Origin of the sequence: Streptococcus sp. FSL E2-3494 (assembly GCF_038007085.1) — a bacterium.
Taxonomy (GTDB): Bacteria; Bacillota; Bacilli; order Lactobacillales; family Streptococcaceae; genus Streptococcus; species Streptococcus thermophilus.
Window position 1 is genome coordinate 13,790 of sequence record NZ_JBBOWN010000003.1, and the last position, 17,010, is coordinate 30,799.

Consider the following 17,010-nt stretch of genomic DNA (forward strand, 5'->3'; position numbering starts at 1 on the left):
GGAGGACATCACGTGTCAAAGAAACGATTATATGAAATCGCAAAAGAGGTTGGTGTAGAAAGCAAGGTTATTGTTGCGAAAGCTCAGGAACTAGGCCTTTCTGTTAAGAGCCACTCCTCATCAGTTGAAGAAGCAGATGCTAATCGTATCACTTCAAGTTTAAAAGCGGGTACAGCCAAGGCTGAAAGTAAGCCAGCACCTAAAGCGACACCAACCCCTAAAGAGGAGAAGGTAGAGCCTAAGGTTGATAAGGCATCTGTTGCAAAATCAGCTCCTGCTAAAGAAACATCAAAGGCTGAAGTCAAAGAAGCCTCTGTGGCTCTGAAAAAACCGAAAAGCCGTAATTTTAAGGCCGAACGAGAAGCACGTGCCAAGGCAGAAGCAGAACGTCGTAAAAACGGTGGGGGACGAGATAACCGTAACCGAAATCAACAAGGAAACGATCAAGGTAAGCGTCACAATAATGATCGTCGCAATCAAAAAGGAAATGGTCAAGGGGACCATAACAAAGGAAATCGTGATAACAGTACTAATCATGACCGTAAATTCCAAGGGAAACTGCGTAATGATCAGAATCAAAATAACCGTAGAGATAATGCTCGAAATAATCAGGCAGGTCCGCGCATTGACTTAAAAGCGCGTGCAGCAGCCTTGAAGGCAGAGCAAAACGCAGAGTATTCACGTCAAAGTGAAACACGTTTCCGTGAAGAAAAAGCTGCAGAGCAACGCCGTGCAAAAGAGCAGGAAAAGGCAAGAAAAGAAAAACAACAAGCTGAAGTAGCAGTTCAAAAGGCCGCTGCTGAAACTAAGCCAGCTCCAAAACCAGCACCAGTGGCTCCCCAATCAGCTCCAACTGCACAAGTACAAGATACACGTCGTAAAAAAGTACGTCCAAATAAATCACGTGATAATCGTCGCGTGAATGAAGATGGACCAAAGCAAACTAGAAATAATAAGTGGAATAATCAAAACCAAGTGAGAAATCAACGAAATAGTAACTGGAATAAAAACAAAAATAAAAAAGGTAAAAATAACCGTGGTAATTCAGCTCCGAAATCAGTAACAGAGCGTAAATTCCATGAATTACCAAAAGAATTTGAATACACAGAAGGTATGACGGTTGCAGAAATCGCAAAACGTATTAAACGTGAGCCAGCTGAAATCGTTAAGAAACTCTTCATGATGGGTGTTATGGCAACTCAAAACCAATCTCTTGACGGCGATACAATTGAGTTGTTGATGGTTGGCTATGGTATTGAGGCAACCAAAAAAGAAGAGGTCGATAATGCTGATATCGAACGTTTCTTTGTTGATGAAGATTACCTCAATAAAGATGCTATGGTAGAGCGCGCACCAGTTGTTACTATCATGGGACACGTTGACCACGGTAAAACAACCCTTCTTGATACTCTTCGTAATTCTCGTGTTGCTACAGGTGAAGCAGGTGGTATCACACAGCACATTGGTGCCTACCAAATTGAAGAGGGTGGTAAGAAGATTACCTTCCTTGATACCCCTGGACACGCGGCCTTTACATCTATGCGTGCTCGCGGTGCCTCTGTTACAGATATTACTGTCTTGATTGTAGCTGCGGATGATGGTGTTATGCCACAAACGATTGAAGCCATCAACCACTCTAAAGCTGCGGGTGTTCCAATCATTGTTGCGATTAACAAGATTGATAAACCAGATGCGAACCCAGAACGTGTTATCGGTGAATTAGCAGAGCATGGCGTTATCTCAACAGCTTGGGGTGGTGATAGCGAATTCGTTGAGATTTCAGCGAAATTTGGTCAAAACATTGAAGAATTACTTGAAACTATTCTTCTTGTCGCAGAAGTTGAAGAACTTAAGGCTGATCCAACAGTTCGAGCCATCGGCACTGTTATCGAAGCTCGCTTGGATAAAGGTAAAGGTGCGGTTGCTACCCTTCTTGTACAACAAGGTACTTTGAATGTTCAAGATCCAATCGTTGTTGGTAACACTTTCGGACGTGTTCGTGCTATGACCAATGACCTTGGTCGTCGCATTAAGACTGCAGGACCATCAGCACCAGTTTCAATTACTGGTTTGAATGAAGCACCAATGGCTGGTGACCATTTTGCGGTTTATGAAGATGAAAAGGCAGCTCGTGCTGCTGGCGAAGAGCGTGCAAAACGTGCTCTTATGAAACAACGTCAACAAACACACCGTGTTAGTCTTGATAACCTCTTTGATACCCTTAAAGCTGGTGAAATGAAAACTGTTAATGTTATTATCAAGGCTGACGTACAAGGTTCAGTTGAAGCCTTGGCAGCATCTCTTCTTAAGATTGATGTTGAGGGGGTTCGTGTAAATGTTGTTCACTCAGCAGTAGGTGCTATTAACGAATCTGATATTACGCTTGCCGAAGCCTCAGATGCTGTTGTTATCGGATTTAACGTTCGTCCTACACCACAGGCGCGTCAACAAGCGGAAACTGATGAAGTTGAAATTCGCCTTCATAGCATCATCTATAAGGTTATCGAAGAAATCGAAGATGCCATGAAAGGGATGCTTGATCCTGAATTTGAAGAAAAAATCATTGGTGAAGCAGTTATCCGTGAAACCTTCAAAGTTTCTAAAGTCGGAACAATCGGTGGATTCATGGTTACTAATGGTAAAATCACTCGTGATTCAAGTGCCCGTGTCATTCGTGATGGTGTCGTTATTTTTGATGGTAAATTGGCAAGCTTGAAACACTATAAAGATGACGTTAAAGAAGTCGGAAACGCTCAAGAGGGTGGTTTGACGATTGAAAACTATAACGATATTAAAGTTGATGACGTTATCGAAGCTTACATCATGGAAGAAATCAAACGGTAATCACGTCATATTTCTAAGGAAGCTTATTTAGGGGACAAAGCTGGGTCATCTGCCTGGCTTTTGTTCCATTATAAAAAAGAAAGGATAAGATTATGGGAAATTCATTTCGTGTAGATCGTGTTGGAATGGAAATCAAACGTGAAGTCAACGAAATTCTTCAAAAGAAGGTTCGTGATCCACGTGTTCAAAATGTAACCATCACGGATGTTCAAATGCTTGGTGATTTGTCGGCGGCTAAGGTTTTCTATACCATTCACTCTACTTTAGCGTCAGACAACCAAAAAGCGCAAACTGGTCTTGAAAAAGCGACAGGTACCATTAAGCGAGAACTTGGTAAAAATCTGACTATGTATAAGATTCCAGATTTGATCTTTATAAAGGATGAGTCTATCGAATACGGTAATAAAATTGATGAGATGCTTCGTAATTTGGAGCGTAAAGACTAAGCGAAAACTCCTGTCAGTTATGGCAGGAATTTTTGCGTTATAATAGAATAAGAAGAGGACTTCGATGAAAGTAACAGTCTATTTGGGAGCTAATATGGGTGACAATCCTAGCTTTAAAGAAGCAACGATTGCCTTGGGGAGATGGATTGCTAAAAATAGTCTTATCCTAGTTTATGGTGGCAGTAAGATGGGACTTATGGGAGTTCTGGGTGATACGGTTTTGGAATATGGAGGTCAGGCTCATGGTATCATGCCACAGTTTCTCAAAGATAGGGAAATTGCTTATGAGGGATTGACCTCAATGACTATAGTAGAAACGATGGCAGAGCGTAAGACTGCCATGTTAGAGCAAGGTGAGTATTTATCGCCCTTCCAGGAGGTCTTGGAATCCTTGAAGAAATCTCAGAAGCTATTGCTGCTGCTCGTGTGGGTAAGTTGGACAAACCCTGTGTTTTCTTTAATCTCAACGGCTATTACGATGCCATGAAGGCCATGTTAGATACCATTGGTTGCTCTTGATTTTTTAGAGACTGAAACGGCTGCAAAATTTCTCTTTACGGATGATTTTTCTGAAATTGAGGCCTTTGTTCAGTCTTATACCCCACCTCAATTGAGACGTTATAGGTAAGTATCAATGAAGAAAGGTTCTTCCACATTCAAGTGGAAGGACTTTTTATAATCAAATGAAAAGTCGTGTAGGTTTCAAAAAATATCGCAAAATTCTTAACAAAAGTGGTAATTTTGTATATAATGATGTTTATATTTTTAATAATTCAACTAGTTTTTCTCATTATATGTGAGTAATGTTCATGATCACCCAATACCCCTCTTGGTTTGGAAAAATTTTCCATCATTAAAAGTATTTAATGATTTAGGGAAATGTGGGATATAGGATGAAACAGAAAGGGATGATAGTAATGTCTATTTTTGTTAAAAGTGTTAGTTTTGATGATTATCGAAACACACAGCTAAATGAAAAGTGTGCTAATTTTCTGCAGTCTGCTGAGATGGCTAAGCTTCAGGAAAGTCAAGACCATATAGAAAAGGTAGAAGCTCTGGTTTTTGAAAGAGATGGCTTAAGGGTAGCACAAGCAATAGTCGTTTATAAGAAAAGCTTTCGTGTATTTAAAAAGGCCCTCTTGTTACATGGACCCCTGCTAGATTACCACTCCTCTTGCTGGTTTGACAGAGAGATACTCGAAGCTTTAATACTTTATTTAAGAAAGAAAAATATTGCCACACTTTCTATACACCCTTATCTGACAAATCTTATTAGAAATGAAAAACTTGAAAATATTGAAGTGGATAAGGCCAGTGATGTGCTAGAGGTATTTGAAACATTAGGTTTTGAACACTCTCTAGATTCGGAACAATCTCTTGTGGTTAACCAGATGTTCGTAAAATCAATAGAAAGTTTTGCTAGTTCTGATGAAATCCTTGCTGCCTTTTCTCCATCATTGAAGCGAGACCTCAAAAAATTCACTGCTCTGAATGTCAAGACTGAAGAACTTGATGAGCATCAACTTGACCAGTTCTACGATATTTTAAGTCGAACAGCAGAGCGAAAGGGATTTTCTGTTCATCCGCTAGTTTATTTTCAAAATCTAAAAAAATGTTTTGGCAAATCTGCCAAGTTTATGTTAGCTTATTTGGATTGTCCAGCTTATCTAGCTTATCTTGATGAGAATATTCAGTCTTTTGAAGCCAAAATTCAGGATTTAAAAGAAGGTCCTCAGAAAAAACGTACCAAGGGTCAAATAGCAGATGCGGAGGATCAATTGAGAAGCTACTATAAGCGGTTAGAACAATTCAAGTCTTACCAAATCAAGACTGACAAATTACCGCTTTCAGCTTATCTTTTCATGGATTATGGTCCAGAAATTGTCAGCTTTTACGGGGGTAATGATGAAGCCTACCTTAATTTCGGTGGAGCGGTTTTGCTTCATTGGGAGATGCTAAAATATGCTAAAAGTAAGTCTAAAAAGCGTTTTAACTTTTACGGTACTATTGAAACTGAGGCAGCTAGTTCTGGCAAAGGAAACTTTAATTTTAAGCGTCAGTTTGGCGGACAATTAGAGACGCTTGTTGGTTCATTTGATAAGACCCTCAATCCCTTCTATGATGTTTTTAAGAAGATACTAGGTAAAGACTAGTGTTTCGATAGCAAAAAAAGCCAATTGAGATGAAAATCATCATCTCAATTGGCTTTTTGAGTTATTTGTTTACAAATATTTCTTAGCGACTTCAATATCACCAGCATAATCAGTGCGTTTACCATTCACAATTTGAAAGGCATCAGCTCCCTTACCGGCGATAACAAGGGCATCGCTTGATCCTGTGGTTTCAGACATGGCTGTTTTGATGGCTTCCTCTCGATCGACAATGATACGAATCTTACGATTGATATGACTAGCAATTTCTTGACAGATGGTAAGGGGGTCTTCCTTGTTAGGGTCATCAGTAGACAAGATGACATTTATTTCGGGGTAAGTGTTGAGGACGTGACCAAAGTCTTGACGACGGCTCTCGCCCTTATTCCCAGGAGCTCCTAGAATTAAAGTAATCTTACCTTTTTGGTGGTCAGTTACGACTTGCAAGAGCTTGTCTAGGCTGTCACCATTGTGAGCATAGTCGACGAATACCTTAGCACCATTTGCCTGAGTGAGAATTTCCATACGGCCTGGAACAGAGGTTTGAGCAATTCCTTTTTTAATATCTTCAAGACTGGCTCCAAGACGTAGGCAGGCTAAACCAGCAGCCATGGCGTTATCCTGATTAAAGTCACCAATGAGTTGGATATCGTAATCACCAGCTAGTTTACCTTTGGCTTTAAAGCTAAAACCTGAGCTATGTTTAACGGTATTTTCAGAGTTCTTACCATAGAAGTCGTGGTCTTTATCAGCGACTTCTTCAGCAACAAAATCGAAGTGATTCATACCACTATTGACAATAACTGCTTGACTATTTTTCAAGAGGAGACGCTTGTGGTAGAAGTAGTCTTCAAAGGTTGGGTGTTCAATAGGTCCGATGTGGTCTGGACTGATGTTAAGAAAGACACCTACATCAAAGGTCAAACCATAGACACGCTTGGTTAGATAGGCCTGACTTGAAACTTCCATAATCAGGTGGGTCATGCCGTTAGATACAGCTTCAGCCATCATATGGAAAAGGTCCAAACTTTCAGGTGTAGTTAAGTTAGATTTGAAGAAGGTTTTTCCGTCTAGTGTCGTGTTCATGGTTGAGAGCAAGGCGGGCTTATGACTTTGCTTAAGTATGTTAAAGGCAAAGTAAGACGCTGTTGTCTTCCCTTTTGTACCAGTAAAGGCTAGTAGTTTTAGTTTGTCTTGAGGGTATTGGTAGAAGGCCTGAGCAACGAGACTCATGGCTTGCTTGATATCTGAAACGAGAATTGCAGGGATTCCTACTTGGTAATCTTTTTCAGCCACGTAGAAGCCTAATCCAGCCTGGACAGCACTCTCCAAAAACTCAAGTTTGAAGCCAGCTCCCTTGGCAAAAAATAGGGTAGATGGTGTGATATCACGACTGTCGTAAGAAAGATGATCAAAAGTCACCCCAGTCCATGAATAGTAGTAGTGCTCTTGGTTGATAATATCTCTAAAATTATGGTCCTTTTTGAGAACCTCTAGAACTTGTTCAATAGTAATCATAGTTCCTATTTTAGCCTTAATGTTCTTGTTTTACAAGTCAGAGCCAAAAGTTTATAATTAACTAGATTGTATTTTATTATCTAGAAAGAGAATTATGACTGAAACTAAAACTGACACGCAGCAGCAGCAAATGCTAAGAGGGACGGCATGGATGACAGCATCCAATATTATCAGTCGTCTCTTAGGGGCACTCTATATTATTCCTTGGTATGCTTGGATGGGCAAACAGGGTGACCAAGCCAATGCTCTCTTTGGTCAGGGATATAATATTTATGCCCTTTTCCTTTTGATTTCGACAGCAGGGATTCCAGTCGCCATTGCCAAGCAGGTATCAAAATATAACACACTTGGAAAGATGGAAACGAGTTTCTTCTTACTCAAACGTATCTTGTATTATATGATTGGGCTTGGACTAATTTTTGGTGTTTTCATGTATTTTGCTTCTCCGTGGATGTCATATCTTTCTGGGGGAGACGAAGACCTGGTTCGAGTAATGCGCAGCCTTTCTTGGGCGGTTGTCATTTTTCCATCGATGTCTGTTTTACGAGGCTTTTTCCAGGGCTTTAACAACATGAAGCCTTATGCCCTAAGTCAGATTGCGGAGCAGATTATCCGTGTCATTTGGATGCTGTTGGCGACTTTCTTCATCATGAAAATTGGTACAGGTGACTATGTGACTGCAGTTGTCCAATCGACTTTTGCTGCTTTCATCGGTATGTTGGCTAGTTATGGAGTACTTTTCTTCTATCTTTGGAAAGAAGGCAAGCTCAAGAGCCTTTTTGGTAAGCAGGCCGTTCATCCTGATATCAATCCAACTGCAATTGTTATTGAGACATTTAAGGAAGCCATTCCCTTCATTATTACTGGATCAGCGGTTCAACTTTTCCAGTTGATTGATCAATGGACTTTTATCCGTACTATGGAGAGGTTTACAAGCTATAGTAATAGTCAGCTTCAGGTTCTCTATGCTTATTTGTCTTCAAACCCAAGTAAGATTACTATGATTTTGATTGCCGTTGCTATTTCTATTGCTGGGGTCGGCATCCCACTTCTGACAGAAAATATGGTTAAAAAGGACCTTGGGGGAGCAGCCAAACTCATTATTAATAATCTCCAGTTACTTTTGCTCTTTATTGTACCAGCCATTGCGGGTTCTGTGATTTTGGCCAAGCCATTATACACTGTCTTTTATGGAGCACCAGACAGTCAGGCTCTTTTACTCTTCGTAGCTAGTTTGATTCAAGTGATTTTCTTAGCTTTGTATAGTGTTTTAGCACCAATGCTTCAGGCTATCTTTGAGACCCGTAAAGCTATCAATTATTTTGCGATTGGGGTGCTTATTAAGGCCATTCTACAGCTACCGTTGATTATTTTTTTAGGAGCCCTCGGTCCGGTTATTTCAACAGCCATTGGGTTAGGAGTTCCTATTGCTTTGATGTATAATCGCCTTCACACAGTTACTCACTTTAGTCGTAAGACAGTCTTTAGAAAAGCTCTACTCATTTGTATTATTACAATGCTCATGGTTATTCCAGTTGCTGTTTTCTATTGGTTATTCCAATTTGTCCTATCTCCAACAAGTCGTATGGGTAGTGTGATTTACTTAGTGATTGGAGGAGGTCTTGGCGTTTTGGTCTATGGAGTGCTTGCTCTTGTGACACATATGGCTGATCAATTGCTTGGCGCACGAGCAGGTAGATTACGAGCTAAATTACATATTAAATAGTATTTGAAACCAAGTCATGTGGCTTGGTTTTTCTTTTCAACTTCTTGTTCTCTTTGGGACGCATTCCTCTTCCTTTAACCGTTATGCAAATCCTAGCTATTGACTTGGGAACAGATATGGTACCTGCTTTGGGATTGGGGGTTGAATCACCTGAAGAAGGAGTGATGGACAAGCCACCAAGACGTTTATCGGGACGCTTACTCAATCGCCAACTGTTGCTTAAAGCTTTTGTCTGGTATGGATTGATTGAAGCAGTCTTGGCTATGGGTGCTTTCTTCCTTAATTATTGGGTAAATCAAGGAAATTTGAACCATCTGGCTAGCTCAGGGCCCCTCTACCGGGAGGCGACCACCATGACTTTGGGAGCTATTATCTTTACTCAGATTGGTATGGTTATGAATAGTCGTAAGGGCAGGGGCTCTATATTCCAAGTTAAACATTTTGCTAATAGGATTATTAGCCTAGGAATTGTTCTAGAAATTGTTCTCTTTATTATCCTGTCCTATGTACCTCTTTTCCACACGCTATTTAACACAGCCCCAATTGGACTTGATGATTGGCTCTATTTACTTGCTTGTCCATATTTGTTATTATGACTTTGGAAGAAATCAGATATCGCTTATTTGATAAAAAAGTAAGTCAGTGGTTTACCTTAGATTGAAGAAAAAATTTTGATCTATGTCTTCCTTAGGAGAGTAAGGACATTAGTTATCTCAAAAAGCCTGGAACTTTTAAATTTCAGGCTTTTTCGGTGTCTGAAAAGTCACCTTTAATCATCTCAGAAAGTTTGTCTGTTCAATATTTTGAGGTTATAGTAATAAACTATATATAACTATCAAGAATTCGTATGATGAACTTTCCATTCTTTTCAGAAAATAGTGATAAAATAGAGGGCATAGATATGGAGAATATCCATTTTATCATGTAGAGAGGGTGCAATATGACACAAGATTATCAATTAGAAACTATTTTGGCACATGCAGGAATCAATTCTGATGAAGCAACAGGAGCTTTAGCTTCACCGATTCATTTTTCAACAACTTACCAACATCCAGAATTCGGACAGTCTACTGGTTTTGACTATACACGAACTAAAAATCCAACGCGTGCAACATTGGAAAAAACGCTAGCAGCTATTGAAAAAGCGGATTATGCCATTGCGACAAGTTCAGGGATGAGCGCTATTGTTTTGGCCTTTGAAATTTTCCCTGTAGGTAGCAAGGTTGTCGCTGCCCGTGACCTTTATGGAGGTTCTTTCCGTTGGTTCAACGATAAAGAAAAAGAAGGACGTTTCTTCTTTGAATACACCAATACAGAAGATGAGATGATTGCGGCTATTGTAGAAGATACTGATATTGTCTACATTGAAACACCGACAAACCCACTTATGATTGAGTTTGATATTGAGAAAGTAGCTCAGACTGCTCATGAAAAGGGTGCGGTGGTTATTGTTGATAATACTTTCTATAGCCCAATCTACCAAACCCCGATTACTCAAGGTGCTGATATCGTTGTACATTCAGCTACTAAATACCTATCAGGGCATAATGATGTTTTAGCTGGTGTTGTTGTGACTAGCAATCCAGAATTCTACGATAAACTTTATTATAACCTCAATACGACTGGTCCGAACTTGTCCCCATTTGATAGCTATATGCTCATGCGTGGACTTAAGACCCTAAAACTTCGTATGGAGGCATCAACGGCTAATGCTAAAGAAGTTGTGGCGTTCTTAGAAAAGTCCCCAGCTGTTAAAGAGGTTCTCTACCCAGGTAAGGGTGGGATGATTTCCTTCAAAGTGGCTAACCAAGATAAGATTCCAACTATTATCAATACTCTTAAGGTCTTTACCTTTGCGGAGAGTCTGGGTGGTGTTGAAAGTTTGATTACTTACCCAACAACACAAACTCACGCAGATATTCCAAGTGAAATACGTGCTTCGTATGGATTAACGGATGACTTGCTTCGTCTTTCAATTGGTATTGAAGCAGCAGAGGATTTGATTGCTGACTTGGAAAATGCCCTTAGTCTTTAAGGAGTTATCTATGACACGTTATGATTTTACAACACAACCAAATCGCTTAAATCAAAACACTATGAAATGGCATGAAGCTGAAAGTGATCCTGAACTACTTGAGCTTTGGGTTGCTGATATGGACTTCTTACCTGTTCCTGAAATTAGAGATGCGGTGATTAACTATGCTGAAACGCATATCTTTGGTTACCCTTATCCAAGTGATGAGCTCTACCAATCCATCATAGATTGGGAAAAAAATCAACATGGCTATTCAGTTGATAAGGCCAGTATTGTCCTTATTGAAGGGGTTGTCCCAGCTATTTCAACAGCTATTCAGGCCTTTACCAAAGAAGACGATGCTGTCCTTATCAACACACCAGTTTATCCGCCATTTGCTCGTTCTGTTCGCTTGAATAATCGCAAGTTGATTGAGAATAGTCTTGTTAAGGTTAACGGGCATTTTGAAATTGATTTTGAGCAATTGGAATGTGATATCGTAGACAATGATGTTAAACTCTATGTCTTCTGTAGTCCACATAATCCAGGTGGTCGTGTCTGGACTAAGGAAGAATTGACCATGGTAGCAGACCTTTGCCAGAAACATGGTGTTCTCTTGGTATCTGATGAAATCCATCAAGACTTGGCCTTATATGGGAATAAGCATATCTCTCTAAATACGCTTTCAAACGCTTATAAGGATTTTACCTTGGTGCTTAGTTCGGCGACTAAAACCTTTAATATTGCTGGTACCAAAAACAGTTTCACCATTATTGAAAATGAAGACTTGCGTAAATCCTTTAAACAAAAACAATTGGCTAATAATCAACACGAAATTCCAACTATTGGTTTGATTACAACACAAGCTGCCTTTACCTACGGTCAACCTTGGTTAGAGGAATTGAAGACAGTTCTTGAAACTAATATTGACCTTTTAACTAAGGAACTTAGTGAAAAGACTAATATCGAAGTTATGAAACCTGAGGGCACTTATTTGGTCTGGCTTGATTTTTCAGCCTATGATCAAGATCACAATGAACTTGGACGTTTGCTTAAAGAAGAAGCGAAGGTAGTGCTAAATAACGGTATTACTTTTGGTTCCGAAGGAGAAAAACATTTCCGATTTAACGTAGCTACGCCAACTAAAGTTGTTGCTGAAGGTGTGAAACGTTTGGTTTCTGTCTTTGGAAAATAAGAAAAGTGATACAAATGGCATCACTTTAAATTTGAGGCAGACTCTTCTTTTGAGACTTTACTTAGACGATATCAGATGTCTGAGACCGTCTTCGAAGTTCCAGTAAATCCAACAGGTGGAAACCATTCTACTGATGATAAGACTTCTAAATCAGCAGATAATAATCAGCCATCACCTGATAAAGAAGATAAAGCAGAAACACCGACGAATACAGGTTTTCCAGTTCATAGACCGCTCAGCTAATGATAATAATTCATCAGATGATTATCAGGTAGAGGTTCCTGTGAAACTTTCAACAGAGGGTTCTGTCGGTGACCGTCGTCAAGTATCTCAAGCTACAGAGATTGCGACAACAGTACCAGAAGCTATTGTTTCAATTGGACCATCTATTCCAGTGAATGCTATTGAAGAAAAGGTAGTTACTGATACAGAAACTCCAAAATCAGCTAAGTCTGATGAGAGAAGTAAAGACAACCACATTAAAGTTGCTGTCAACTGTCAATCTTGGCAGCTATCTTTGCGGCTATTGGTAGCTCGGCACTTCTTGGCTATGGTTTAGTAACAGGTAAGATTCATCTGTCTAAAAAATAAAATTGGATCCTTTCCAAAAACGTTTGCAAGTAAAGCAAGCGTTTTTCTTGTGTTTTTGATATAATAGAGTGAATATAAAGCAAAGGAAGAAACTATTATGGGTAAATTTCAAGTTATTTCACATCCATTGATTCAACATAAACTCTCAATCTTACGTCGTGAGGATACGTCTACCAAGGACTTCCGTGAGTTGGTTAATGAAATCGCTATGCTTATGGGTTATGAAGTATCACGTGATCTTCCTCTTGAAGAGGTTGAAATTCAAACACCAATTATAAAAACAGTTCAAAAACAACTTTCTGGTAAAAAATTGGCAATTGTTCCAATCCTTCGTGCGGGTATTGGTATGGTAGATGGTTTCCTTAGCCTCGTACCTGCAGCAAAAGTTGGTCATATTGGTATGTACCGTGATGAAGAAACACTTGAGCCAGTTGAGTACTTGGTTAAATTGCCAGAAGATATTGATCAACGTCAGATTTTTGTAATGGACCCAATGCTTGCAACTGGTGGTTCAGCAATTTTGGCGGTGGATTCACTTAAAAAACGTGGAGCAGCTAATATCAAGTTTGTATGTTTAGTTGCCGCACCAGAAGGTGTAAAAAAATTGCAAGATGCTCACCCAGATATTGATATATACACAGCATCTTTGGATGAGAGACTTAATGAGAATGGCTATATTGTTCCAGGTCTTGGAGATGCAGGTGACCGTCTGTTTGGTACAAAATAAGTTGAAAAGGGAAATTTTCCCTTTTTTGCTTAATTAGCACTCTTTTTAAATGAGTGCTAAGGAATATACTTTTTATTTGACCTAATTTGACTAAAATCATATAATAACATCAAGACAATATTAAAAGGAGAATTCATATGATTCCGGTAGTTATTGAACAAACATCACGTGGTGAACGTTCTTATGACATTTACTCACGTTTGCTCAAGGATCGTATTATCATGTTAACAGGTCCTATAGAAGATAATATGGCAAACTCAATTATCGCTCAACTCTTGTTCTTGGATGCTCAAGACCATACAAAAGATATCTATCTGTATGTTAATACACCTGGTGGGTCAGTTTCAGCAGGCCTTGCCATTGTTGATACAATGAACTTCATCAAGTCTGATGTTCAAACCATCGTTATGGGGATGGCAGCATCAATGGGTACAATTATCGCTTCAAGCGGTACCAAAGGTAAACGTTTCATGTTGCCAAATGCAGAATACATGATTCACCAACCAATGGGTGGTACTGGTGGTGGTACTCAACAAACAGATATGGCTATCGCTGCTGAACACTTGCTCAAGACTCGTAATAACTTGGAGCAAATCTTGGCTGATAATTCTGGTCAGCCAATTGAAAAGGTTCATGTCGATGCTGAACGTGATAATTGGATGAGTGCCCAAGAAACACTTGAATATGGCTTCATTGATGAAATCATGACCAACAACCAATTAAAATAAGTCTAGCTTATCTAAGATAAAAGTCAGATGCTAATCGGTTTATATAAGAACCGTTTCATCTGACTTTTTGTGTTACAATAGGAAACATGTTAATAATCAATGAGGAGCTACTTGCTATTGATCAAGCAATAGACAGTCTTGTTTTACATTTTTTAAGATTGCCAGAAGTAGAGAATTACCGTTTAAAACAGCAGAGATTCAAAAATGCCAGAGAACTTCAAGAGCTACTCTTGGAATTTCAGGAATTAAAGGAAAGTTATGATAAAGCTAAGGGGTATGAGGCTTTTAGAGCAGATGTGAGAGACTTGAAACATCAGGTTTTACGAATGAAGCGCCAAATTGATCTAAACGAGGTGGTTATAGGCTATCGTCAGGCGGAGTTCGATTTGCAGATAATACTAGCTTCACTTGGAGAGGAGGTTGCTCAAGCTATCTCAAATCAGATTTTCATTGATACTGGCCTACCTCTTGCCCCTCATAAACCTCATCATAAAAAGGGTGGCACTAACATAAAGGAGGAGATGAGTCGTGATTAAGCGCCAAGGTATTATTGTTTATTTATACTATAATAGAGACTTACGTAAAATTGCCAAGTTTGGCGATGTTGTCTACCATTCTTATAAGATGCGTTATGTGCACCTTTATGTAGATCAAGACAGGGTTGAGGACATCTTGATAGAGCTTGAAGGAATGAAGGCAGTCAAAAAAGTTCTCCCTTCTTATTATTCTGATATTGATATGGATTTTGTAGGTAGTCTGGAACGTTACGACACCTCGGTCCCTGAACATTTAAAAAACTTTTCTCTTTAGCTAGGAGAAAAGTTTTTTTCTTAACTTAAACGTTAGTTTAAAAGCAATGTAATCGATTACCAGGGATAGAACATAGTTGTATATGATTGACAATTTTCTGATAATTCTGTAACCTATAAGGTAGACTTTTTTAAGAAAATATTAAGGAGAAATCTTATGTATAAAAAGATCACACTTATTGTGCTAGCCTTTTTTGCCTCCATTTTTTTGGTTGCCTGTGGCAAGTCACCTGATGTGACTGCTAATGCCAAAGGTACTAAGATTGGGGATACAATCAAAATTGGTGTTAACATGGAGTTGACAGGTGCTGTTGCGGCCTATGGTAAGTCAGAGCAGAATGGTATTAAGTTGGCTGTTGATGAAATTAACAAAGCAGGTGGCGTTGACGGCAAAAAGATAGAGCTCGTCACAAAAGATAATAAATCTGAAAATGCTGAGGCTTCAACATCTTCAACGAACTTGGCTATTCAGAGTAATGTAAATGCTATCGTTGGTCCATCGACATCAGGAGCTGTTGCTGCTGCTAGCCTCGTGTCACAAAAAACAGGGGTTCCTTTGATAACACCTTCTGGTACACAGGATGACCTTACGGTAGATGCTAACGGAGTTAAGAAATTTGTTTTTCGTACAACCTTTAAAGATAGCTACCAAGGTGAAGTTTTGGCGGCTTATTCTTACAATAATTTGAATGCTAAGAAAGTAGTTCTCTACTATGATAATGCTTCGGATTATGCCAAGGGAATTGCGGATGAATTCAAGCGTAAATATAAAGGTCAAATCGTTACTGAAGCTACCTTTGCTTCAGGTGACAAGGACTATCAGTCAGCTTTGACTAAATTTAAAGACCTAGATTATGATGCGGTTGTAATGCCTGGTTACTATACTGAGACTGGTATTATTACAAAACAAGCACGTGACCTTGGAATTGATAAACCAATTTTAGGACCTGACGGATTCAGTGATGAGAAATTTACTGAGCTTGCAGGTAAAAAGAATGCTTCAAATGTCTACTATGTATCAGGATATTCAACAAATGTTGCTCTTTCTGACAAGGCATCTGGTTTCATTAAAGCATATGAGAAAGCTTACAAAATTGAACCAAATATGTTTGCGGCTCTAGCCTACGATTCTGTTTATATGGTTGCAGAAGCATCGAAAGGTGCAAAAACATCAGTAGATATTGCTGATAACTTAGCAAATCTGAAAAACTTTGTTGGGGTTACTGGTAAAATGACAATTGACAAGGATCATAACCCTATTAAAGCAGCTCTTATGGTTAAAAGAGATAATGGTGAAGAGGTTTCAGCGGAAACCGTTGAAATTGAAAAATAAGCTCTTATCTTTACTAAAAATAAACTAGAAAGTTTGGTTATATATGTTTTTTGAACAACTTCCACAACAACTAGTCAATGGTATCATCTTGGGTAGTATCTATGCACTACTTGCCCTTGGTTATACTATGGTTTATGGGATTATCAAATTGATTAACTTTGCCCATGGAGACATCTACATGATAGGTGCCTTCGTTGGTTACTATGCGATTAACAGCTTGAAGATGAACTTCTGGATTGCCCTTGTGTTTTCCATGATTGTATGTGCCATTTTAGGGGTTGTTATCGAGTTCTTGGCTTATCGCCCACTCCGTAATTCGACACGTATTTCTGCCTTGATTACGGCCATTGGTGTGTCATTCTTTCTTGAGTACATCATGGTTTACTTTGTAGGTGCAGATACACGTTCATTCCCACAATCAATCAAGGTGCATACTTATCATCTTGGTTCAATCTCTGTTACAAATGTGCAATTGCTCATTTTGGTAGTTGCTCTTGTGCTTATGGTTGCTCTTCAATTGATCGTTAAGAAGACTAAGATGGGTAAAGCTATGCGTGCTGTGTCTGTTGATAGCGATGCAGCGGAGTTGATGGGTATTAGTGTTAATAATACGATTAGCTTCACTTTTGCTCTTGGATCATCACTTGCAGGGGCTGCCGGTGTCCTCATTGGTCTTTACTATAACTCAATTGAACCTCTTATGGGGATGACTCCAGGTATTAAAGCTTTTGTTGCTGCTGTTCTTGGTGGTATCGGTATTATTCCTGGTGCAGCACTCGGTGGTTTTGTTATTGGTATTTTGGAAACTTTGTCAACTGCAATTGGTTTATCAAGCTACCGTGATGCCATCGTTTATGGTGTCTTGATAGTTATCCTCTTGCTTCGTCCAGCGGGTATTCTTGGTAAAAATGTGAAAGAGAAGGTGTAAG

15 protein-coding genes and 2 pseudogenes are annotated in these 17,010 nt (G+C 39.3%); 16 read left to right on the plus strand and 1 reads right to left on the minus strand.

From position 1 onward, the window contains the following. Positions 1-12 precede the first annotated feature (12 nt). From infB to NST05_RS09715, 4 genes and pseudogenes are all read left to right on the plus strand, one after another. Complete coding sequence (gene infB, locus NST05_RS09700; protein ID WP_084828497.1) at positions 13-2,844, plus strand: translation initiation factor IF-2; 2,832 nt, start codon at positions 13-15, stop codon at positions 2,842-2,844. 92 nt (positions 2,845-2,936) lie between these two features. Further along, positions 2,937-3,290, plus strand: coding sequence for a 30S ribosome-binding factor RbfA (gene rbfA, locus NST05_RS09705; RefSeq protein ID WP_002949692.1), 354 nt, complete (start codon positions 2,937-2,939; stop codon positions 3,288-3,290). Between the two features lie 64 nt (positions 3,291-3,354). After that, positions 3,355-3,918: pseudogene (locus NST05_RS09710) on the plus strand (LOG family protein). A 289-nt stretch (positions 3,919-4,207) separates the two neighbouring features. After that, positions 4,208-5,443, plus strand: a complete 1,236-nt coding sequence (locus NST05_RS09715) for a lipid II:glycine glycyltransferase FemX (RefSeq protein WP_340743024.1) — start codon at positions 4,208-4,210, stop codon at positions 5,441-5,443. Between the two features lie 69 nt (positions 5,444-5,512). Here NST05_RS09715 and NST05_RS09720 read toward each other — a convergent pair whose 3' ends face one another. Beyond that, complete coding sequence (locus NST05_RS09720) at positions 5,513-6,958, minus strand: UDP-N-acetylmuramoyl-L-alanyl-D-glutamate--L-lysine ligase (protein ID WP_084828498.1); 1,446 nt, start codon at positions 6,956-6,958, stop codon at positions 5,513-5,515. Positions 6,959-7,052: 94 nt separating this feature from the next. Here NST05_RS09720 and NST05_RS09725 point away from each other — a divergent pair, with 94 nt between their 5' ends. The 12 genes and pseudogenes from NST05_RS09725 (at position 7,053) to NST05_RS09780 (ending at position 17,009) form a co-directional block, all read left to right on the plus strand. Beyond that, a complete protein-coding gene (locus tag NST05_RS09725; protein WP_084828499.1) occupies positions 7,053-8,684 on the plus strand; it encodes a putative polysaccharide biosynthesis protein in 1,632 nt (543 codons plus the stop codon). Between the two features lie 41 nt (positions 8,685-8,725). Further along, a pseudogene (locus NST05_RS09730) lies at positions 8,726-9,345 on the plus strand (cation transporting ATPase C-terminal domain-containing protein); the annotation flags it as partial. A gap of 279 nt (positions 9,346-9,624) precedes the next feature. Next, positions 9,625-10,719 (plus strand): cystathionine gamma-synthase, encoded by a 1,095-nt coding sequence (locus NST05_RS09735; protein ID WP_084828500.1) that lies wholly within the window; start codon positions 9,625-9,627, stop codon positions 10,717-10,719. A 10-nt stretch (positions 10,720-10,729) separates the two neighbouring features. Continuing rightward, entirely contained in the window at positions 10,730-11,893 is a 1,164-nt protein-coding gene (locus NST05_RS09740) for a MalY/PatB family protein (RefSeq protein WP_084828501.1), read from the plus strand. A gap of 75 nt (positions 11,894-11,968) precedes the next feature. Then, complete coding sequence (locus tag NST05_RS09745; protein ID WP_084828502.1) at positions 11,969-12,136, plus strand: levansucrase; 168 nt, start codon at positions 11,969-11,971, stop codon at positions 12,134-12,136. Between the two features lie 40 nt (positions 12,137-12,176). Then, complete coding sequence (locus NST05_RS09750) at positions 12,177-12,452, plus strand: hypothetical protein (protein ID WP_084828503.1); 276 nt, start codon at positions 12,177-12,179, stop codon at positions 12,450-12,452. A 129-nt stretch (positions 12,453-12,581) separates the two neighbouring features. Then, on the plus strand, positions 12,582-13,211 hold the full coding sequence (gene upp / locus NST05_RS09755; protein ID WP_002946740.1) for a uracil phosphoribosyltransferase: 630 nt from the start codon (positions 12,582-12,584) through the stop codon (positions 13,209-13,211). Positions 13,212-13,348: 137 nt separating this feature from the next. Continuing rightward, a complete protein-coding gene (locus NST05_RS09760) occupies positions 13,349-13,939 on the plus strand; it encodes an ATP-dependent Clp protease proteolytic subunit (protein WP_084828504.1) in 591 nt (196 codons plus the stop codon). A gap of 86 nt (positions 13,940-14,025) precedes the next feature. Then, positions 14,026-14,475, plus strand: coding sequence for a YlbF family regulator (locus NST05_RS09765; RefSeq protein WP_084828505.1), 450 nt, complete (start codon positions 14,026-14,028; stop codon positions 14,473-14,475). Further along, a complete protein-coding gene (locus tag NST05_RS09770; protein WP_084828506.1) occupies positions 14,468-14,749 on the plus strand; it encodes a YlbG family protein in 282 nt (93 codons plus the stop codon). The genes NST05_RS09765 and NST05_RS09770 overlap by 8 nt, the downstream gene beginning before the upstream one ends. A gap of 156 nt (positions 14,750-14,905) precedes the next feature. Beyond that, entirely contained in the window at positions 14,906-16,081 is a 1,176-nt protein-coding gene (locus NST05_RS09775; protein ID WP_084828507.1) for an ABC transporter substrate-binding protein, read from the plus strand. Positions 16,082-16,124: 43 nt separating this feature from the next. Then, positions 16,125-17,009 (plus strand): branched-chain amino acid ABC transporter permease, encoded by an 885-nt coding sequence (locus NST05_RS09780; RefSeq protein ID WP_011225509.1) that lies wholly within the window; start codon positions 16,125-16,127, stop codon positions 17,007-17,009. Position 17,010: the final 1 nt, after the last annotated feature.